This is a genomic window from Paenibacillus sp. PAMC21692 (assembly GCF_014303795.1).
Classification (GTDB): Bacteria; Bacillota; Bacilli; order Paenibacillales; family Paenibacillaceae; genus Pristimantibacillus; species Pristimantibacillus agaridevorans.
The window spans coordinates 5,606,537-5,626,062 of sequence record NZ_CP060293.1 but is presented as its reverse complement, the minus strand read 5'-3'; the positions used below and the strand labels follow the sequence as shown (position 1 = coordinate 5,626,062).

General features: G+C 51.9%; 20 protein-coding genes. 19 read left to right on the top strand and 1 reads right to left on the bottom strand.

The window, feature by feature from the left end:
- Positions 1-2 precede the first annotated feature (2 nt).
- From accC to spo0A, 16 genes are all read left to right on the top strand, one after another.
- Entirely contained in the window at positions 3-1,373 is a 1,371-nt protein-coding gene (gene accC, locus H7F31_RS22955; protein WP_187100681.1) for an acetyl-CoA carboxylase biotin carboxylase subunit, read from the top strand.
- Positions 1,374-1,494: 121 nt separating this feature from the next.
- On the top strand, positions 1,495-1,902 hold the full coding sequence (locus H7F31_RS22950) for an Asp23/Gls24 family envelope stress response protein (RefSeq protein WP_087567085.1): 408 nt from the start codon (positions 1,495-1,497) through the stop codon (positions 1,900-1,902).
- A gap of 94 nt (positions 1,903-1,996) precedes the next feature.
- A complete protein-coding gene (gene amaP / locus H7F31_RS22945) occupies positions 1,997-2,554 on the top strand; it encodes an alkaline shock response membrane anchor protein AmaP (protein WP_187100680.1) in 558 nt (185 codons plus the stop codon).
- 13 nt (positions 2,555-2,567) lie between these two features.
- On the top strand, positions 2,568-2,798 hold the full coding sequence (locus tag H7F31_RS22940; protein WP_087567083.1) for a DUF2273 domain-containing protein: 231 nt from the start codon (positions 2,568-2,570) through the stop codon (positions 2,796-2,798).
- A 115-nt stretch (positions 2,799-2,913) separates the two neighbouring features.
- Positions 2,914-3,357 (top strand): transcription antitermination factor NusB, encoded by a 444-nt coding sequence (gene nusB / locus H7F31_RS22935; RefSeq protein WP_087567300.1) that lies wholly within the window; start codon positions 2,914-2,916, stop codon positions 3,355-3,357.
- 70 nt (positions 3,358-3,427) lie between these two features.
- Positions 3,428-4,288 (top strand): bifunctional methylenetetrahydrofolate dehydrogenase/methenyltetrahydrofolate cyclohydrolase FolD, encoded by an 861-nt coding sequence (gene folD, locus H7F31_RS22930; protein WP_187100679.1) that lies wholly within the window; start codon positions 3,428-3,430, stop codon positions 4,286-4,288.
- Between the two features lie 5 nt (positions 4,289-4,293).
- Positions 4,294-5,643 carry an exodeoxyribonuclease VII large subunit gene (gene xseA / locus H7F31_RS22925; protein ID WP_187100678.1) on the top strand — a complete coding sequence of 450 codons (1,350 nt, stop codon included), beginning with the start codon at positions 4,294-4,296 and terminating at the stop codon, positions 5,641-5,643.
- A gap of 5 nt (positions 5,644-5,648) precedes the next feature.
- Positions 5,649-5,903, top strand: coding sequence for an exodeoxyribonuclease VII small subunit (gene xseB, locus H7F31_RS22920; RefSeq protein ID WP_397372889.1), 255 nt, complete (start codon positions 5,649-5,651; stop codon positions 5,901-5,903).
- A 3-nt stretch (positions 5,904-5,906) separates the two neighbouring features.
- Positions 5,907-6,827, top strand: coding sequence for a polyprenyl synthetase family protein (locus tag H7F31_RS22915; protein ID WP_397372886.1), 921 nt, complete (start codon positions 5,907-5,909; stop codon positions 6,825-6,827).
- A gap of 161 nt (positions 6,828-6,988) precedes the next feature.
- Positions 6,989-8,887 carry a 1-deoxy-D-xylulose-5-phosphate synthase gene (gene dxs, locus H7F31_RS22910; protein ID WP_187100676.1) on the top strand — a complete coding sequence of 633 codons (1,899 nt, stop codon included), beginning with the start codon at positions 6,989-6,991 and terminating at the stop codon, positions 8,885-8,887.
- Positions 8,888-8,901: 14 nt separating this feature from the next.
- Positions 8,902-9,747, top strand: coding sequence for a TlyA family RNA methyltransferase (locus H7F31_RS22905; protein WP_187100675.1), 846 nt, complete (start codon positions 8,902-8,904; stop codon positions 9,745-9,747).
- Between the two features lie 162 nt (positions 9,748-9,909).
- On the top strand, positions 9,910-10,374 hold the full coding sequence (locus H7F31_RS22900; protein WP_187100674.1) for a hypothetical protein: 465 nt from the start codon (positions 9,910-9,912) through the stop codon (positions 10,372-10,374).
- Positions 10,375-10,401: 27 nt separating this feature from the next.
- Positions 10,402-10,854, top strand: coding sequence for a transcriptional regulator AhrC/ArgR (gene ahrC / locus H7F31_RS22895; RefSeq protein ID WP_087567076.1), 453 nt, complete (start codon positions 10,402-10,404; stop codon positions 10,852-10,854).
- 253 nt (positions 10,855-11,107) lie between these two features.
- Positions 11,108-12,820, top strand: coding sequence for a DNA repair protein RecN (gene recN / locus H7F31_RS22890; protein ID WP_187100673.1), 1,713 nt, complete (start codon positions 11,108-11,110; stop codon positions 12,818-12,820).
- A gap of 123 nt (positions 12,821-12,943) precedes the next feature.
- Positions 12,944-14,272, top strand: coding sequence for a SpoIVB peptidase (gene spoIVB / locus H7F31_RS22885; RefSeq protein ID WP_187100672.1), 1,329 nt, complete (start codon positions 12,944-12,946; stop codon positions 14,270-14,272).
- A gap of 251 nt (positions 14,273-14,523) precedes the next feature.
- A complete protein-coding gene (gene spo0A / locus H7F31_RS22880) occupies positions 14,524-15,336 on the top strand; it encodes a sporulation transcription factor Spo0A (RefSeq protein ID WP_087567073.1) in 813 nt (270 codons plus the stop codon).
- A gap of 113 nt (positions 15,337-15,449) precedes the next feature.
- Here spo0A and H7F31_RS22875 read toward each other — a convergent pair whose 3' ends face one another.
- On the bottom strand, positions 15,450-15,764 hold the full coding sequence (locus tag H7F31_RS22875) for a DUF2627 domain-containing protein (protein WP_187100671.1): 315 nt from the start codon (positions 15,762-15,764) through the stop codon (positions 15,450-15,452).
- A 172-nt stretch (positions 15,765-15,936) separates the two neighbouring features.
- Here H7F31_RS22875 and lpdA point away from each other — a divergent pair, with 172 nt between their 5' ends.
- From lpdA to H7F31_RS22860, 3 genes are all read left to right on the top strand, one after another.
- On the top strand, positions 15,937-17,367 hold the full coding sequence (gene lpdA / locus H7F31_RS22870) for a dihydrolipoyl dehydrogenase (protein WP_187100670.1): 1,431 nt from the start codon (positions 15,937-15,939) through the stop codon (positions 17,365-17,367).
- Positions 17,368-17,499: 132 nt separating this feature from the next.
- A complete protein-coding gene (locus H7F31_RS22865) occupies positions 17,500-18,534 on the top strand; it encodes a thiamine pyrophosphate-dependent dehydrogenase E1 component subunit alpha (protein ID WP_187100669.1) in 1,035 nt (344 codons plus the stop codon).
- Positions 18,534-19,517: an alpha-ketoacid dehydrogenase subunit beta gene (locus H7F31_RS22860; RefSeq protein WP_187100668.1), complete on the top strand. Its 984-nt coding sequence runs from the start codon at positions 18,534-18,536 to the stop codon at positions 19,515-19,517. Before H7F31_RS22865 ends, H7F31_RS22860 begins: the two co-directional genes overlap by 1 nt.
- The last annotated feature ends 9 nt before the right edge of the window (positions 19,518-19,526 follow it).

Here is a 19,526-nt window from a genome sequence, read left to right as displayed (position 1 = left end):
ACGTGAAATTCCACAAAATATTGATCGCGAACCGCGGAGAAATCGCGGTTCGAATTATTCGTGCCTGCCGCGAGCTCGGCATCTCTACCGTGGCCGTGTTCTCCGAAGCGGACAGAGACTCTCTCCATGTCAAGCTTGCCGATGAAGCTTATTGCATTGGGCCGACGTTGTCCAAGGACAGCTACTTAAATTTCACGAGCATTATGAGCGTAGCGACGATAACCGAATGCGACGCCATTCATCCCGGATACGGTTTCCTTGCCGAAAATGCCGACTTCGCGGAGATCTGCGAATCGTGCAATATTACGTTTATCGGACCTTCCGCGGATGCCATCAGCAAGATGGGGGACAAAGCCGTCGCAAAGCTGACGATGAAATCCGCCGACGTACCCGTTATACCGGGCTCCGACGGCCTTATCGACAACCTCGACGAAGCTGTAGAGATAGCGCGCGCGATCGGTTATCCCGTCATTATTAAAGCTACTGCGGGCGGCGGCGGCAAAGGGATTCGCATCGCGGAGAACGAGGAATCGCTTATCAGCCAGATCACGACGGCTCAGCAAGAAGCGCAGAAGGCATTCGGCAACGCCGGCGTTTACCTGGAGAAATATTTGACGGGCATGAAGCACGTCGAGATTCAGATCATGGCGGACAAACACGGCAACGCGGTTCATTTGTTCGAGCGTGACTGCTCCGTGCAGCGCAGACGCCAAAAGCTCGTCGAAGAAGCGCCTTGCCCGGTTTTATCTCCTGAGCTGCGCGATCGTATGGGAGCCGCCGCGGTTCGCGCGGCACTGGCCGTTGAGTACTCCGGCGCCGGCACCCTGGAGTTTCTCCTGGGACAGGACGGCCAGTTCTACTTCATGGAGATGAATACGCGCATTCAAGTGGAGCATCCCGTTACGGAGATGATTACGAACGTAGATCTCATTAAAGAAATGATCAATGTTGCCGAAGGAAATCCGTTATCGTTCCGACAAGAGGATCTTGAGATTAATGGCTGGTCCATAGAGTGCCGGATCAACGCGGAGGATTCCGAACGCAACTTCATGCCTTCCGCCGGCCATATCCCGTTCTATCTGCCTCCAGGCGGTGCGGGCGTGCGCGTGGACAGCGCGGTATATCCGGGCTACACCATTTCGCCGCATTACGATTCCATGATTGCCAAGCTGATCGTATGGGGCGCGACTCGGGAAGAAGCGATCGCGCGCATGAAGCGGGCGCTGTCCGAATTCGCCATCGAAGGCATTCGGACGACGATTCCTTTCCACATGAAGCTGTTAAGCCATCCCAAATTCATCCAGGGCGATTTCGATATCAAGTTTCTCGAGGAGCATGATATCAACGTTTCGGGAGCGGCGATAGGCGAATAATTATACAAGCAGGTAACGTTTGTCATAATTACTGCCTAATGTTATAGTATAGAAATAAGATGCGACATAAGGCTTGGCTTTCGCCGGGCCGCGCGCAACTTTAGGGAGGTGTACAACGAACATGAGTACGATCGCCGCGGATTATGAGAAAACAGAAATCGGTACGATTCAGATTGCCCCCGAAGTCATTGAAGTGATTGCAGGGCTAGCCGCCATCGAAGTAAAAGGCGTAGCCGGCATGAGCGGAGGTTTCGCTGGAGGAATTGCGGAGCTTCTCGGTCGCAAAAATCTGTCCAAGGGCGTCAAAGTGGAGGTTGGTCAGCGCGAAGCGGCCGTGGACGTGTCCATCATCGTGGAATACGGTCATAAGATTCCCGAGATCGCGTCCGGCATCCAGAACAACGTCAAGCGTTCTATCGAGATGATGACGGGCCTTAACGTTGTAGAAGTGAACGTACATATTCATGACGTACATTTCAAGTCGGCAGAGAGACCGGATGATGAGGATATCCAAAATCGGGTCAAATAAAAAAAGCATACATGCATTTGTACAACCCCCTTGTGATTGGGCATGCCGATCGGCCAGGGGGTTTTCATTCGCTCTGACGGGAGGATTGGCTGCATTGATCAAAGTTGTGGACAAGCTATTGTTGTTTCTTTACAGTCTGATCGTCGGCGTTATATCCATATTCTTTATGAGTCTCGGCTTCGGGTGGCTGACAAGCAGGATGCTGAGCGATCTGTTAACGGAGTTCTATCGGTCAAACGGCATACAGATCGGCACCGGAATCGCCGGCATCGTCATTCTGCTCCTGAGCTTCCGGTTCTTTATTCTGTCGCTGCATCGCGGCTCCATGTCGGCGCAATCCATCGATCAGCGCACGGAGTTCGGCGATATTCGAATCTCGATCGAGACGATCGAGAACCTGGCGCTAAAGACGGCGTCCAAGCAGCGCGGCGTAAAGGAATTGCGCGCGCGCGTGAGAGCGTCCGATTCGGGTCTCGAGATCGTGCTTCGCGCCGTGATCGACGGCGAGAGCTCCATTCCGGCTCTGACGGAGGACATTCAACGGGCGGTAAAGGAGCACGTCGAAGACATTACCGGCATACCGGTATCCAACGTGGCCGTATTTATCGCCAACGTGGTACAGGCAAGCACGTTCAAGAGTCGCGTAGAATAGAGGTGGACGGCCGATGTGGAGGGAGATCTGGAGCGTCTATTGGAAACGAATCCTAGGCGCGGCAGCGGGGCTTTTCTGCAGTATTGTGTATTTGGCATTCGGGTTCTGGGACATGCTGTTCGTAGCGCTGCTCGTTTTTGCGGGTTATTGGTTCGGCAAACAGAAGGAATCGAGCAATGGCCCGGTTATTCCATGGCAACGTATATGGGAGACGATCATGGACAGGTTCCGTCCCTTTCGATAATTGAGTGGTCTCCTCCGTTCATCGGAAGTCGGGTATCCGAATCCTTCCGTTAAGGGAGGAGATCATCGTTTTCATGGAGCAAATAATTAAGGAAGATAAGATGCGGAGGATTGGCATGAAACGGAGATTGGCTAGGGAAATCGCGGTATCCAGCCTGTACCAGATGGAAATGAATGAGGTAACGGCTGCGGAGGCCGTCGATATGATCATGGAGGAGCTGCGCCAGGATAACGAGCTCGGCGCGGATCCCAAAGAGATCGGCTCGACGGACGACTTCGCAAGGGAAATCGTGAACGGGGTCATCGCCCGCAAGTCGGAGATCGACGGGATGCTTCAGCAGTTCCTGACAGGCTGGCAAGTGGACAGGCTCTCGCGCGTAGACCGTCAGGTGCTGCGTCTGGCCTGTTACGAGATGGTGTTCAGGGATGATGTGCCGCCCAAGGCGGCGATTAACGAGGCGATCGAACTCGCCAAACATTTCGGCACGGAGGAATCCGGAAAATTCGTCAACGGCGTGTTGGGCAAGCTTCTGCTCGGAATCGACGAATTAAAGGCTTGATGGCGATTGTAATCGGCAGACTATATAAAGTCCGCTTAAGGCGGTTAACGAAAAAGGAGACGAGACGGACATGGGAGCGCATATCATTGATGGCAAAAAGATTTCGGAGCAAATTCGCGGAGAATGGCTGGAGCAAATCGCCGAACTAAAGGAGAAAGACATCGTTCCCGGACTTGCGGTCGTATTGGTTGGCGATGATCCCGCATCCAAGGTGTATGTCGGTTCCAAGGAAAAGGCTTGCATTCAGCTGGGCATCTATTCCGAAGTACACCGTCTGCCGGGCGATACGACGGAGGAGGCTCTGCTCGCTCTGATCGGTAAGCTTAACAACCAGGATTCGATTAACGGCATTCTCGTTCAGTTGCCTCTGCCGAAGCATATTAACGAGAAATCGGTCATTGACGCGATCAGCGTAGCGAAGGACGTAGACGGTTTCCATCCGGAGAGCGTCGGCAACTTGACGATCGGGGATGACAGCCTGCTGCCATGTACGCCAGCAGGCGTGATCGAGCTGATCAAACGCAGCGGCGTTGATATCGCCGGCAAACACGCCGTCGTCATCGGACGCAGCAATATCGTCGGTAAGCCGGTTGCCATGCTGCTTCTTCGCGAGAATGCGACCGTTACGGTATGCCACTCCCGTACGGCGGACATGGAGGGCATCGCGAAACAAGCCGATATTCTCGTTGTCGCGATCGGCAAGGCCAAAGCGATTGACAGTCGATATGTAAAACCGGGCGCAGTCGTTATTGATGTCGGCATTAACAGACTGCCTGACGGCAAGCTGGCTGGCGACGTTGACTACGAGGACTGTCTGGAGACGGCGGGCTACATTACGCCTGTACCAGGCGGCGTTGGCCCCATGACCATCACGCTATTGATGGGCAATACGATCAAGGCGGCTAAGAGGGCGAACGGAATCGAGGTGTAGTCCGCATGACGGCACAACCACGCGTTTACTCCGTCAAGGAACTCAATAAATATATTCGCATGAAGCTGGAAAACGATATTGTGCTGGGCGACGTTTGGCTGCGAGGCGAAATCTCCAATTTCACCCATCATTCCAGCGGTCATATGTATTTCACCCTCAAAGATGAAGGCAGCCGGTTGAAATGCGTCATGTTCGCCTCGCATAACGCGAGGCTTCCTTTCATCCCAAGAGAAGGTGCCAAGGTGCTGGCCAGGGGCAATATTTCCGTCTTCGAACGGGATGGCAACTACCAATTCTATTGCATGGCGATGCAGCCGGACGGGATTGGGAGCTTGTATCTGGCTTTTGAGCAGTTGAAGGAGAAGCTGGATCAGGAAGGTCTATTTGCAGCTTCCCGCAAGCGCTCTCTCCCTGCTTTTCCCAAAGCGATCGGAGTCATTACATCGCCTACTGGCGCAGCGGTCAGAGATATTACGACGACTCTTAAGCGAAGATATCCGATCATCCCGGTCTATGTCTATCCCGTGCTTGTGCAAGGAGCGGGGGCGGCCCCTGCTATCGTCAATGCCATACAAGCGATGAATCGTTTCGGCGAATGCGACGTATTAATTGTTGGTCGCGGCGGAGGATCGCTGGAGGAGCTGTGGGCGTTTAACGAAGAAGCCGTCGCGCGGGCGATCGCCGACTCCGCTATTCCGGTTATCAGCGCAGTCGGCCATGAGACGGATTATACGATATCCGACTTTGTCTCCGATTTGCGAGCGGCCACGCCAACGGCTGCAGCGGAGCTGGCGGTTCCGCATGTGGCGGAGCTCGGACAAGGTCTGGAGCGGTTGAAGCAGAGGCTGGACGGGGCGATGCGTCTCCGGCTTCGCAAAGATGCCGAGAGGCTGGAGCGTGCAAGAAGATCGCCGTTCTTCCGATATCCGCGCAAATATTTGCTGGAACAGGCCCAGCGTCTCGACCGGCTGCAGGAGCAGTTGCGCTCGCGGACGGAGCGGGTGGTCGTCCGTGAGAGGGCCAGACTCGACAAGCTTGGCAAGGGACTGGTCGCCAGACACCCCGGCGAACGCATCGCATTCTCGGCCAAGCGATTGGCGACGGCGGCTCACCGTTTGGAACTGGCAGCTTCCGGTTTAATAAAAGAGAAGAAGCAGCGGCTCGGCGCAGGAGTCCGGCAGCTGGACGCGCTTAGTCCGCTAAAGGTAATGGCCCGCGGCTATGGTCTTGTCTATGACAACGAAGGCAAGACGCTGCTTAAGACTGTTCAAGGCACGCAAGAAGGCGATGAAGTGACCGTCAAGCTGTCGGATGGCAGTCTGGAATGCCGCGTATTATCGGTGAAAGGGGAGTGAGGCGCGTGGCAGCAGTAAATGAGGAAGAACTAAGCTTTGAAGGCGCAATGGATCGTCTGGAATCCATTGTAGCCCGCTTGGAAAATGGAGATGTACCGCTTGAGACGGCGATCGAATTGTTCCAGGAAGGTATGCGGTTGTCGCAGCTTTGCGGCGGGAAGCTGGAGCATGTCGAGCAACGAATCGAGTTGTTGCTTGAGTCGGAGCAAGGCTTTCAGAAAAAAACGTTTGCTTCCGCAAGCGAGGATAAAGGAGAATAACGTTTGGAAGCAAGGGATGCAACAGCTACAATTCGCGATTATTTGCAGCATAGCGCCAGCGAGACGCAAGCAGCGCTTGCCGGATCGCTTCCTGCCGGCTGGGATGTTCCGGGCAGGCTGAGGGAAGCTATGAATTATTCTCTGGATGCCGGCGGCAAGCGGATTCGTCCGGCGTTGGTTCTGACAGCAGCCGAAGCCGTTCGCGGATTCGCTTCCGACAGGGAAGCGGCTTTGACCGTTGCCTGCGCGGTAGAATACATACATACTTATTCCCTGATCCATGACGATTTGCCAGCTATGGACAACGACGATTTCCGCCGGGGCAAGCCGACGAACCATAAGGTGTTCGGCGAAGCCATGGCCATCCTGGCCGGGGACGCATTGTTGACCCACGCTTTCAAGTTGGTGGCAGATGCGGCCGCGAGAGGCGTAACGGCAGAGACGGCACTGGCTATATCCGGCGAGCTAGCTGTCCTGGCAGGGGCGTCTGGCATGGTTGGCGGTCAAGTCGCAGACATGTTGGGCGAGCAAGGCATAACAGCGATACGCGAGCTGGAGTATATTCATCTCCACAAGACCAGCGATCTGATCATATTCGCAGTAAAGTCCGGCGCGAGGATAGGGGGGGCGAATGCCCGCCAACTGGAGCTTCTGGAGATATACGGCCGCAATATCGGGCTGGCATTCCAGATTCAGGACGATATTTTGGATCTCGTTGGCGACGCCGAGAAGCTGGGCAAGCCGACGAACAGCGACGTAGAGCAGAGAAAAGTGACTTATCCGTTCCTGATCGGAATGGAGGAAAGCAAGGCGCTCGTCGCAAGTCTCACCGAACAGGCGAAAACCGCCATCATCGAGGCCGAGCTCGCTGATCCTTCCAGATTACTGCAGATTGCCGATTATTTAGTGCATCGCGACCATTAATGGAGCTCCGTACGTGCGAGTTCAAAAAGTTCGGAAGCGGACTTTTTGAACAACCTCTGCTAGAGGTCTGTTTTGGCACATTCGACAACTATGTTATAATAGGTAAAATGTAGACGTTCATTGGACGGCGATCGTGCTGTCCTCGAAAGCGAGGAAATCATGTGCTGCTTGATCAAATTAGCGGACCAAAGGACTTAAAGGAATTGAACGTGGCGCAGCTGGAAGAGCTTGCTGGCGAAATCCGCCAGTTTCTAATCGAGAAGCTGTCCGTTACGGGTGGCCATTTGGCTCCGAATCTCGGTGTCGTCGAATTGACGCTGGCCATGCATTTTTTATTCCACAGCCCTGACGATAAATTTATCTTCGACGTTGGACATCAATCCTATGTTCATAAAATATTGACCGGCCGCATGGAACAATTCGATACTTTGCGCAAATACAAAGGACTGTGCGGCTTCGTGAAACGCTCCGAGAGCGAGCATGACGTCTGGGAGGCGGGACATAGCAGTACTTCCCTGTCAGCCGCAATGGGCATGGCGCTCGCGCGCGACCTTAAGGGCGATGACAACCGCGTAGTTGCCGTAATCGGCGACGGAGCGCTGACTGGCGGCATGGCGCTAGAAGCGCTTAACCATATCGGTCACGAGAAACGGAATATGATTGTTATTCTTAATGACAACGAAATGTCCATCGCTCCGAACGTAGGCGCGCTGCACCATTATTTGGGGAGAATCCGGACGGATCGCCATTACCAGAAGGCCAAGGACGAGCTTCAGCATCTGCTGAACAAAATTCCGGCAATCGGCGGGAAATTGGCCAAAACGGCGGAGCGTTTCAAGGACAGCCTGAAGTATTTGCTTGTAAGCGGCATTTTGTTCGAGCAATTCGGCCTGACCTACCTGGGACCCGTCGATGGACATGACATCGATGGCTTGCTGGACATTCTAAAGCAAGCGGATTCCATGCCGGGGCCTGTACTTGTGCATGTTATCACGGTAAAGGGCAAAGGTTATTCACCTGCCGAAGCGGATTCGCACAAGTGGCACGGAGCTTCTCCGTACAAGATTGAATCCGGGCAGATGGTCAAAGCCGTCGGACCACCAATGTATACGAAAGTATTCGGCGACATGCTTATTCAGCTTGCGGAGCAGGATGAGCGCGTTGTTGCTGTAACGCCGGCAATGCCTGGCGGCTCCGGCCTGCTTGATTTCGCGGAGAAATTCCCGAATCGCATGATAGACGTCGGTATTGCCGAGCAGCATGCGGCAACATTATCCGCCGCGCTAGCGTTGGAAGGACTTAAGCCGGTTTTCGCCGTTTATTCGACCTTCCTTCAGAGGGCCTATGATCAAGTCGTTCATGATATTTGCCGCCAGAACCTGAATGTCGTTTTCGCAATCGACCGGGCCGGGTTCGTAGGGCCTGACGGCGAGACGCATCAAGGCGTATACGATATTTCGTTCCTGCGCCATGTGCCGAATCTCGTAATTATGATGCCCAAAGACGAAAATGAGCTTCGCCGAATGATGAAGACGGCGATTGATTATAACGATGGTCCGATCGCTGTCCGTTATCCGCGTATAAACGGAGTTGGCGTAGAGCTTGACGCTCATCCTGAACCTCTGCCGATCGGCAAATGGGAATGGCTGCGCGAAGGAGACGGCAATGTTATTCTTGCTATCGGTCCAATGATCGGAGTGGCGGAGGAAGCGGCCGATCTGATGAAGCGCGAAGGCGCCGCGGTCGGTATCGTGAATGCCAGATTCATCAAGCCGCTTGATGAAGAGATGTTGCTTGCGATCGCGGAGCAAGGCAATCGAATCATCGTGCTGGAAGAAGGAGCAGAGCTGGGCGGTTTCGGCAGTTCTGTACTCGAATTTTATTCCCGGAAGGGACTATACGAAGTACCTGTTCGCATCATTGGCGTGCCGGATCTATTTGTGGAGCACGGCTCCATCGAGCAGCAGCGCGAAGAAGTCGGCTTGACGGCCGAACACGTCGCCGCTGAGCTCCGCGCCATGAATCCGAGACGCATGAAACGCGTTACAGGTCAGGCATAAGGGCAAGGAGAGTTATGACCACGACACCCAAAGAACGGATTGACGTTTTATTAGTTGAACGGGGATACTTCGACAGCCGGGAGAAAGCCAAAAAAGCGTTAATGGCCGGTCTCGTGCTAGTGGATGACGAACCCGTGGACAAAAGCGGCATGAAGGTGCCGAGATCCGCCGACATTAAGGTCAAAGGGGTGCTTCATCCCTATGTCAGCCGCGGCGGTCTTAAGCTTGAGAAGGCGATAAAGTTGTTCGGCATCGATTTGACTGACAAGGTTATGCTGGATATAGGAGCATCCACGGGCGGGTTTACCGATTGCGCATTGCAGAACGGGGCGAGCTACGTCTATGCGATCGATGTCGGCTATAATCAGTTGGATTGGTCGCTAAGGCAGCATCCTCAAGTCGGCGTGATGGAACGGACCAATTTTAGATACATGCTGCCGGAACATCTGACTGGACCGCCGCCGAGCTTCGCGAGCATCGACGTATCCTTTATATCGCTCAAACATATTCTGCCTACTCTTGCGACGCTGCTTCCTCCTGGTTCGGGAGTTGTGGCGCTAATCAAGCCGCAATTCGAAGCTGGCAGAGAGAAGGTGGGCAAATCCGGCGTCGTCAGGGAGCCATCGGTTCATGCGGATGTTCTTCGGCAAGTATTGGGTTACGCTTCGGAGACGGGATACGTCCTTCAGGAGCTGACGTTCTCCCCGATTACCGGGGGAGAAGGCAATATCGAATTTCTCGCTTATTGGTTGACCGGTGCTTCAGAAAATGCCGCTGTCAACGAAAAATTCGGTGACAAGGAAGCTCGTATTCTGGCGTTGGTCGAGGAAGCGAATCGGACGTTCAAGGTTAAGGTATAACGGTTGGAAACATATAAGTCATATGCTCATCGTAGAGGGATGCCGATCGGTTTTACTGATTTGGCATCTTTTTTCTTTACAGAATGTCCCTTGGTTTGATAAACTAAGACCAAACAAACGTTCGCTTCCGTGATCTGATTGGTCTTGATGAGGTGATACGCTATGGAGAAGTATGGCGATTGGTTTATAATGGCGCTAGCGGGCACGCTTTTGCTGGCGTGGTTGTATCGTTCCTTCTATCGCTGGCTGCACGCTCCGGTCAACATGAACCGCATCACGTTAGGCAAGGGCGCGGCGGTATCGGACGGCGACGAGAACGTCCAACTGCTAAGTCGCAACGGTTATAAGGTATTGTCGGCCAAGCATGTCGTGCCAATACCGGTAGAGCTGGACGACGCGCCGCTAGGCACGGGAGCACGCATATATATCGATTATATGGCAACCAAGGATGATCTTACCTATATCGTAAAGACGGCCAGGGAGCGAAAACCGATGGACTGGACGGCTAGCGGCGTCAGGGATCAACTGCTCGTCTATGCCTTGCTGCTTCAGGATTGCTCGGGTATTCTATACATCGACGCGAAGAGCGGGACGATCCGTAAAATCGCATTTCAATTGTCCGACTAACAACATAAGCAATCACGGAGGTCACGTATGAAGGGAATCAGACAATTCAGGATTAGAGAAATAATTACGAACGGCATTATCGAGACGCAGGAGGAGCTTGTTGAGGCTCTTAGGGAGTCGGGCATGCAGGTGACGCAGGCGACGATCTCGCGGGACATCAAGGAGCTTATGCTCATCAAGGTGCCTATCGAGGAAGGCCGCTACAAATATTCGCTGCCTACCGACGTCGGGCGTCAGAATCCCATCCATAAGCTAAAACGTGCCATTGTCGACCACTTTACCGGAATCGACTATACGGACAATCTTATCGTGTTAAAGTGTATGCCGGGTACGGCGAACACGATTGGCGGCCTGATCGACAACATGGAGTGGAGCGAAGTGATGGGCACCATTTGCGGCGATGACACGATTCTTATTATTTGCCGTACGAAGCCGCACAGCGCAACCGTAACCGAACGTTTACTGGAAATGCTAAATTAAAAATGGAAGTTCAAAAAGTTCGGTTTTCAGCACCGAGAAGATGGAATACAAGTAGAAACTGAGGAGCAGAGCGTAGTGGAAGCTACGTGAGCACCTGCAATGTTTCCGGAGGAAACATACTTCGAAAGCATCCGCTTAGTTTCGCTTGCGTTCCATATTCGATGTCGAGTTAGCTTCTTGGCATACTTCGTGATCAAAAGCGGACTTTTTGAATTACCTCTAATAAAGACAAGTTTGAGGGAGGATAACGAATATGCTGCGAGAGCTGTCGATTCGGAATTTAGCTGTTATTGAAGAAGTTCATATTTCATTTCATCAGGGATTCCATGTGCTGACGGGAGAGACGGGAGCGGGCAAGTCGATTCTGATCGATGCGCTCAGCCTGCTGGTCGGCGGTCGGGGCTCCGCGGATATGATTCGTTACGGATGCGATAAGGCGGAGATGGAGGCATTGTTCGATATGCCCGTCCAACATCCGGTGTGGACCATCCTGAACAGACTTGGCGTACAATGCTCCCCGGAGGAGATGCTGGTCATCCGCAGGGAGCTGTCGGCGCAAGGCAAGAGCATCAGCCGTGTAAACGGACAACTCGTCACGATGACGATGCTGAGAGAGATCGGCGAGGCGCTGGTTAATATTCATGGACAACATGAGCATCAATCCCTTCTTCGTTCGGAGCAGCATCTGGAGTGGCTGGATCTATTTGGCGGCGATCTGCTGATTGAGCGCAAGACCCAATACAAAAGGGCTTATGCTACGCTTCTTGAAGTAAGGGGAGCGCTAAAGGAATTGGAGGATACGACTCGGCATAATGTACAGATGCTGGACTTGTATCGCTTCCAGATCGACGAGATTACATCGGCAGCGCTGAAACATGGAGAGGACGAGCTTCTTTCGGAGCAGCGGAAAACACTTTTGTATGCCGAGAAGCGGATGGATGCCGTAACCGAAGCGTATACGCTCCTCTATGGCGGGAAGGGACTCGACGCAATCAGCAAGTCCATCTCCAAGCTTGCCGATATCCAGAGCTATGACAAGTCCGTATTGGATCCACTTATGGAACAGCTCCAATCGGCATTTTATCAAGCGGAGGATGTAGCTTTCCAATTGCGCGATTATCGCGAAAATATCGACTCCGATCCGGAGAGCCTGGCTGCAGTCGAAGAAAGATTAGATCTGATTCATGGATTGAAACGCAAATATGGGGAAAGCATACCTGATATATTGCAATATTTAAAGAAGATAACCGCAGAACGTGACAAGATCGAAAATCGAGACGAGCTCGTCGCCAGGTTCCGTGCGCAGGAGGAAGAGGCCTATCGCCACGCCTATAGCCTTGCAGAGGAGTTGTCCAGCCTGCGTCGCCATGCATCCGTTACATTGTCCAGCTCCATTGAGAGCCAGCTTGCAGAACTGTTGATGCCCGCTGCGCGTTTCCGCGTATCGCTGGATGGCGGTGCAGAAGGAGGGAGAGGGGAGAAACCTGTCAAGCTGCATGCCGGTGGTATTGATGATGCCCTATTTCTATTGTCATCCAACCCCGGGGAGCCACTTAAACCTCTCAATAAGATCGCTTCCGGCGGGGAGATGTCACGGATCATGCTTGCCATGAAGAGCATATTCGCCGAGATCGATCAAATACCCGTACTTATTTTCGATGAGGTAGACACGGGCGTCAGCGGCAGAGCCGCTCAAGCCATCGCCGAAAAGATGTCGGCGCTGTCGGCCAGATGCCAAATATTCTCCATTACTCATCTGCCTCAAGTCGCTTGCATGGCGGATCATCACTTCGAAATTATGAAGTCCGTAAACGAAGGCAGAACCGCGACTTCTGTTACGAAGCTTGCGAACGAAACACGTATCAATGAGCTTGCCCGCATGCTGGGAGGCGTAGAAGTAACTGATAAAACAAGGCATCACGCACAAGAAATGCTTGATTTGGCCCATGGGTTGAAGGGAGCGTAATGGAAGGCATTCAGGGAATGTTTTTGCGGACATAAAACATTGGAGGCGGGGTAACTTAAAGGTACGCCATTGGCGATAAATCCTTTTTCGTCATGTGAAGGAATGACAGGAGCGTGTAAAACATTGAACTCCAACAGGCGGAAACGTATGATTGGCCTGGTTCTCGTTTTCTTCGTTTGCATGATCGGGTTCTCCACTCCGTTTCAACAATTCGCCGCATTCCCGAATGAACTTCGTTTGTTCTCCGGCCAACTGAAACGTCTGCAATACGGGGTTCCTGTACAAGCGGAAGTTACCGTAGATCCACAGATGCTGAATGTAAATGGTTCCAACGAGCATTCCCTGTCCGTTAATTTGAGCAAGCCGTTGTCATTGAAGCCCAGCCATAGCGGCCAGACGAACATGCAAGTGAAATTATTCGGTAAAATTCCGTTCAAGACAGTTAAAGTAAAAGTTGTTCCGGACATTAGAGTCATTCCAGGTGGACAAACGATTGGCGTTAAAGTGAAATCGGCAGGCGTTCTGGTCGTCGGTCATCATGCAGTTGTAGACGGCGACGGCGCCAAACATTCGCCAGGCGAGGACGCGGGACTGAAATTAGGCGATCTTATCGTACAGATTAATGGCAAGCCTGTTAACGAAGTGAATCGGATCGGTAAAATATGCGAAGAATATGGCAACACCAAGCGCCCTCTTCAAATTACTTACAAGCGTGGCGGCCAATTGAGCAGTACGGTTTTGGATCCCATATTCGATGCAGAGGATCGAGCTTGGAGATTGGGACTATACATTCGCGATTCCGCAGCAGGCGTAGGCACGCTTACTTTCTATGCCCCGGATCATGGCGTGTACGGCGCATTGGGACATGTCATCTCGGATATGGACACGCAGACGCCAATCGAAGTTGGCGAAGGCCAAATTTTGGAGTCCAGCGTCATGTCGATCAATAAGAGCCATACGGGTGAACCCGGAGAAAAGAGAGCTCAGTTCGTGAAGGAAGGCAAAATTTTGGGCAACATCGAACGAAACACGCAATTCGGCATTTTTGGCAAAATGACAGAGCAGCCGGGACATAGCTTTAGCGGCAAGGCATTGCCCGTCGCGTTCTCAGAGGATGTAAAGGAAGGGCCGGCACAAATCTTGACCGTCGTTAATGGCCAGAAGGTAGAACGGTATGACATTCAGATTGTCCATGTATCCAAACAATCCGGTCCTGCCACCAAAGGGATGGTCATCAAAATTACCGACAAGCGGCTTATAAACAAAACAGGCGGTATCGTTCAAGGCATGTCTGGCAGTCCCATTATTCAGGATGGCAAGATGGTTGGCGCCGTAACTCATGTATTCGTCAATGATCCTACGTCTGGATACGGATGTTTTATCGAATGGATGCTGCAGGATGCTGGAGTACTGGATCAAGAATCACAGACGAATGCGGATGATGCAGCATAATGAGAACGTCTCGAGCAGCTGAAGTGCTATCGCTCGAGGCGTTTGTTTTTGTGAGTTTTGTCGAAAGTAGACGAAATACAGGGATTTTTGAAGTAAATTATTAATTATATCGAATAGTTGAAAAAAAATAAAGAAAAAAGATTTTCGACAGAAGGAATTCCAATCGTCATGTCGAAAACCTATGTTAGACAACTGATGATCGTTACAACTGAGCGATGCAGCAAATTATCATTTAAGGGAGGATACTTACCTTGCACAAGATCGAAGTTTTGCTGGCAGATGACAACCGAGAATTTACTAACCTGTTATCGGAATACATATCCGAACAAAGTGATATGCATGTAAGTGGCGTGGCTTACAACGGAGAAGAAGTAATCCGTCATCTTGAGCAAGCCCGCAACGTCCCTGACGTGCTTATATTGGATATTATTATGCCGCATCTGGATGGACTGGGCGTGTTAGAGCGACTGAAGGAAATGAACTTGTCCCCAATGCCCAAGATCATCATGTTGACGGCATTCGGCCAAGAAAACATTACGCAAAAAGCGGTACAACTTGGCGCATCTTATTACATATTGAAGCCATTCGATATGGATATTCTGGCGAACCGGATTCGCCAACTGGTTGGAACTTCCTCGACGTCTTATTCGGCATCCTCGAGCTTCAGCTCGACGACGTTGAAGTCGAATGTAGTTCCGCTTTCCAAAGGCAAGAATCTGGATGCGAACATTACGAGCATTATCCATGAGATTGGCGTTCCTGCACATATTAAAGGGTATCAATATTTGCGCGAAGCGATTACGATGGTCTATAACAACATCGAAATTCTTGGCGCTATTACGAAGACCTTGTACCCGGCTATCGCCGAAAAGTTCAAAACGACGCCGTCCCGCGTCGAACGAGCCATTCGCCATGCGATCGAAGTCGCTTGGACCCGCGGCAACATCGACAGCATCTCGCATTTGTTCGGTTATACGATCAACATCAGCAAGTCGAAACCCACCAATTCCGAGTTCATCGCTATGGTGGCGGACAAGCTGCGAATCGAACATAAGGTTTCTTGATATTCGCAAAATTATCTTTAAGTGCGTGTTCAAAATTTGCGCAAAAAACCACTTATTTATCGGGAATAGCTTGTCCGATAAGGAAGTGGTTTTTTTCTGATTCTAATGAGTCGCTATTGTCCGCCCCCTGGTGCACCGGATTGCGGCCTTGGCGGACGTGGGCGTTTCTTCTTGAAGCGGGGGGCTACATAGTTGCGCTTGCGGTCACGGAAAAAAATCCATCCGCCGATAAAACCGGCTCCGAGAAAAAACATAACGAAACCAAGCAAAAATTTAAGCCATGCAAAATCCGGCGTTACTTGATCGTTACCGTACTGCGAGAAATAATCGAACGTGGCGTCCTTCATATGTAGGAATCCAAAACACGCAACAATGCCGGGTACAACGAGAAACAAAATGGCTATAATACGGGCGACAACAAGTTTCATAACGGTGAAAGCTCCTTATTCGTAATTCTGATCGTGTACACTCATTTCTAATATCATAACTGGTTCCTGTAATCGTGTCCATTTGTTAAAGCTAACAACAGTGAAATGATGCGTAAAAAAAGGTACAATAGAATAGCAATTATTGCGATTTAAGAAGGAGGCGACATCCATTATGGCAATACAAGTAGACATAGCCGTGCTTGGAGGCGGACCTGGCGGTTATACGGCCGCTATTCGGGCAGCGCAAGCAGGAAAAAAGGTAGCGCTTATCGAACGGGACAAGCTCGGCGGAACCTGCCTGCATCAAGGCTGCATTCCTAGCAAATCGCTGCTTAGAAGCGCGGAAGTATATAGAACGATTTTGACAAGCGCGCAGTACGGGGTAAACGTAAATTCCGATGAAGTGTCGCTTGACTTCGACAGAGTACAAGAGCGTAAACGGGAAACGGTGGACCAGCTTTACCGTGGACTGCAAAGCTTGATGAAAAAACATGGCATTACCGTCATTCAAGGCAAAGGCCGCGTAATCGGACCTTCCATTTTCTCGCCCAGAAGCGGGTCGTTAGCGGTGGAGCTCGCAGATGGCGAGATGGAGTCTGTCGTATCCACGAATCTTATTATCGCTACAGGTTCCAGGCCTCGTTTGCTTCCTGGGCTCAAACGTGATGGCATACATATATTAACCAGCGACGATGCGTTGGAATTGGATAAGCTGCCGGAATCTATCCTTATCGTCGGCGGAGGTGTTATTGGTGTAGAGTGGGCATCGCTTCTGCAAGACTTCGGTGTAGACGTCACCTTAATCGAAGCAGGCTCCAGACTCATTCCTGGCGAAGATGCCGAAGTGTCAGCCGCATTGGCACGCAGTCTAGGGCGAAGAGGCGTACGAGTATTGACGAGCGTCGAGCTTCAAAGCCATACATGCGAAATTCAGGAGAGCGGCGGCGTATCCGTTAAAGGCGTAACGCCGGACGGCGACGTTACGCTTGTCGCGGAAAAAATGCTAGTTTGTGTTGGACGAGAAGGTAATGCCGACGGCATCGGGCTGGAAAATACCGATGTTCGCACAAATAAGGGGTTCATCGTAACAAATGAATTCGGTCAAACGGCCGAGCCGCATATCTATGCGATCGGAGACGTTGTCGGAGGCATTCAGCTGGCGCATGCCGCCGCCCATGAAGGCCTTGTTGCCGTTGACCATATTATGGGTGCCAAGCCAGCAGCTGTCGACCATCACCTCATCCCGAAATGCATCTATTCCAGCCCGGAGGTTGCTTCCTATGGATACACAGAGGACGCGGCAAGAACGAGGGGTTACGATATTAAGGTTGGCAAAATTCCGTTCCAAGCGATCGGCAAAGCGATTGTGTTAGGCGAACCGGAAGGTTTCGCCAAAGTCATCGCAGATCGGAAGAGCGGCGATATTCTCGGCGTACATTTGATCGGCCCCCATGCGACGGATCTCATCTCCGAGGCAGCATTAGCAGGCTGGCTAAACGCGACGCCATGGGAGGTCGGCGCGATGATTCATCCTCATCCGACTTTATCGGAGGCGCTGGGCGAAGCAATGCTCGCTATTGACGGGAAGGCAATCGTTTATTAATTAGTGCTGTCAATTGGACCGAGGACTTACGTCTCAAGGGTGGATTTCTTTTTGCCGCAAAAGCAGTTATAATGGTTATAGTGAGGTCTTAGTACCAGGTTTTAAGAGTTGGTAAATAAGGAGGCTGTCGTTATGACCCAATTGTCTTCCGCTGGTCAGCAATTTCGTCATCTGGAGCTTGGGCTTACTTCCGAGCAAGCCGTAGATATGTACAAAATGATGGTCATGGCAAGAAAATTCGATGAACGCGTTCTGCTGCTGCAGCGCGCGGGCAAAATTAATTTCCACGTATCAGGTATCGGACAAGAGGTTGCCCAAGTAGCCGCCGCTTTCGCATTGGATCGAGAGCAGGATTATTACTTGCCGTATTACCGTGATTATGGTTTCGTGCTGTCTGTAGGGATGACGTTAAGAGATCTGATGTTGTCCGTATTTGCCAAGGCGGAAGACCCTAACAGCGGCGGACGGCAGATGCCGGGCCACTTTGGATCCAAGAAGCTGCGAATCGTTACGGGCTCGAGCCCGGTTACGACTCAAGTACCGCATGCGGTAGGCATCGCGTTGGCGGCCAAGATGAAAAAGAAGCCTTTGGTCAGCTTTGTTACGTTCGGAGAAGGCTCCAGCAACCAGGGAGACTTTCATGAAGGATGCAACTTTGCCGGCGTACATAAGCTGCCGGTCATTCTGATGTGCGAGAATAATCAATATGCGATCTCCGTGCCGATCCACAAGCAGCTTGCGGGCAAGGTTGCGGATCGAGCTATTGGTTATGGGTTCCCCGGCATTCAGGTTGACGGCAACGACGCGCTTGAAGTGTATCGTGTTGTCAAGGAAGCGCGACAGCGCGCCGTAGCGGGCGAAGGGCCCACATTGATCGAGGCGATGATGTATCGTCTGTCTCCTCACTCCACCTCCGATAACGACCTTGCCTATCGGACGAAGGAAGAAGTAGACGAAAATCGGATGAAGGACGGCATTCCGAAGTTCAAACAATATTTGATCGACTGCGGCTTGTGGAGCGAGGAACAGGATACGGCATATGCTGCCGAGCTCAGGAAGCAGCTTGATGAAGCAACAGAATACGGCGATAAGGCGCCTTTTCCGACGCCTGAATCTACGTTGCATCATGTCTATGAAGGCGATGACAGGCAGGGGGGGATGAACTAATGCCGGTTATGGATTATATCGACGCAATAAGGCTGGCGATGAAAGAAGAAATGGAGCGCGACGAAGATGTATTCGTGTTAGGCGAGGATGTTGGCGTAAAGGGCGGCGTCTTTACGACGACAAAAGGGCTGCATGAGCAATTCGGAGAGCTTCGCGCGATGGATACGCCGCTCGCCGAATCTGCAATTGCCGGCGTTGCCATTGGTGCCGCAATGGTCGGCATGAAACCGATCGCCGAGATGCAATATTCGGACTTTATGTTCCCGGCAACAAACCAGATCATCAGCGAAGCGGCCAAGATCCGGTATCGTTCCAACAATGACTGGAGCTGTCCTATCGTCATTCGAGCTCCGATTGGCGGAGGCATCTTCGGAGGGCTGTACCACTCCCAATGTCCGGAATCCGTATTCTTCGGCACGCCTGGTCTTAAGATTGTGGCGCCTTACCGTCCATACGATGCCAAGGGGCTTCTAAAGGCTGCGGTGCGCGATGCGGATCCCGTTCTCTTTTTCGAGAACAAGAAAGGGTATAAGCTGTTGTCGGGCGAAGTGCCGGAGGACGATTATATTGTGCCGATCGGCAAAGCGAATGTGCTTCGCGAAGGCGACGACATTACGGTCATCGGCTACAGCATGCCGCTTCGATTTGTAGAGCAAGCCGCAGAAGAGCTTGCCCAGGAAGGGATCAGCACTCATATTCTCGATCTGCGCACGATTCAGCCGCTCGATAAGGAAGCTATATTGGAATCCGTCCGCAAGACAGGCAAAGTGATGATTGTTCACGAGGACAATAAAACAGGCGGAGTTGGCGCGGAAGTGGCCGCGATTATCGTGGAGGAGCTGCTGTACGAACTGGATGCACCCATTATGCGGATATGCGGTCCCGATGTCCCGGCGATGCCGATCAACCCGCCAGCGGAGAAGTTTTTCCTGCTGAATAAGGACAAAGTGAAGGAAGCTATGAAGAAGCTGGCTATGTATTAGGACCGTAAG

What these genes read in the sequence shown, in the direction of transcription:
- H7F31_RS22950 (WP_087567085.1), top strand. Translation starts at nt 1,495, where the DNA reads ATGAGTACGATCGCCGCGGATTATGAGAAAACAGAAATCGGTACGATT.
- H7F31_RS22940 (WP_087567083.1), top strand. Translation starts at nt 2,568, where the DNA reads ATGTGGAGGGAGATCTGGAGCGTCTATTGGAAACGAATCCTAGGCGCG.
- nusB (WP_087567300.1), top strand. Translation starts at nt 2,914, where the DNA reads ATGAAACGGAGATTGGCTAGGGAAATCGCGGTATCCAGCCTGTACCAG.
- folD (WP_187100679.1), top strand. Translation starts at nt 3,428, where the DNA reads ATGGGAGCGCATATCATTGATGGCAAAAAGATTTCGGAGCAAATTCGC.
- xseA (WP_187100678.1), top strand. Translation starts at nt 4,294, where the DNA reads ATGACGGCACAACCACGCGTTTACTCCGTCAAGGAACTCAATAAATAT.
- H7F31_RS22905 (WP_187100675.1), top strand. Translation starts at nt 8,902, where the DNA reads ATGACCACGACACCCAAAGAACGGATTGACGTTTTATTAGTTGAACGG.
- H7F31_RS22900 (WP_187100674.1), top strand. Translation starts at nt 9,910, where the DNA reads ATGGAGAAGTATGGCGATTGGTTTATAATGGCGCTAGCGGGCACGCTT.
- ahrC (WP_087567076.1), top strand. Translation starts at nt 10,402, where the DNA reads ATGAAGGGAATCAGACAATTCAGGATTAGAGAAATAATTACGAACGGC.
- recN (WP_187100673.1), top strand. Translation starts at nt 11,108, where the DNA reads ATGCTGCGAGAGCTGTCGATTCGGAATTTAGCTGTTATTGAAGAAGTT.
- H7F31_RS22875 (WP_187100671.1), bottom strand. Translation starts at nt 15,764, where the DNA reads ATGAAACTTGTTGTCGCCCGTATTATAGCCATTTTGTTTCTCGTTGTA.
- lpdA (WP_187100670.1), top strand. Translation starts at nt 15,937, where the DNA reads ATGGCAATACAAGTAGACATAGCCGTGCTTGGAGGCGGACCTGGCGGT.
- H7F31_RS22865 (WP_187100669.1), top strand. Translation starts at nt 17,500, where the DNA reads ATGACCCAATTGTCTTCCGCTGGTCAGCAATTTCGTCATCTGGAGCTT.
- H7F31_RS22860 (WP_187100668.1), top strand. Translation starts at nt 18,534, where the DNA reads ATGCCGGTTATGGATTATATCGACGCAATAAGGCTGGCGATGAAAGAA.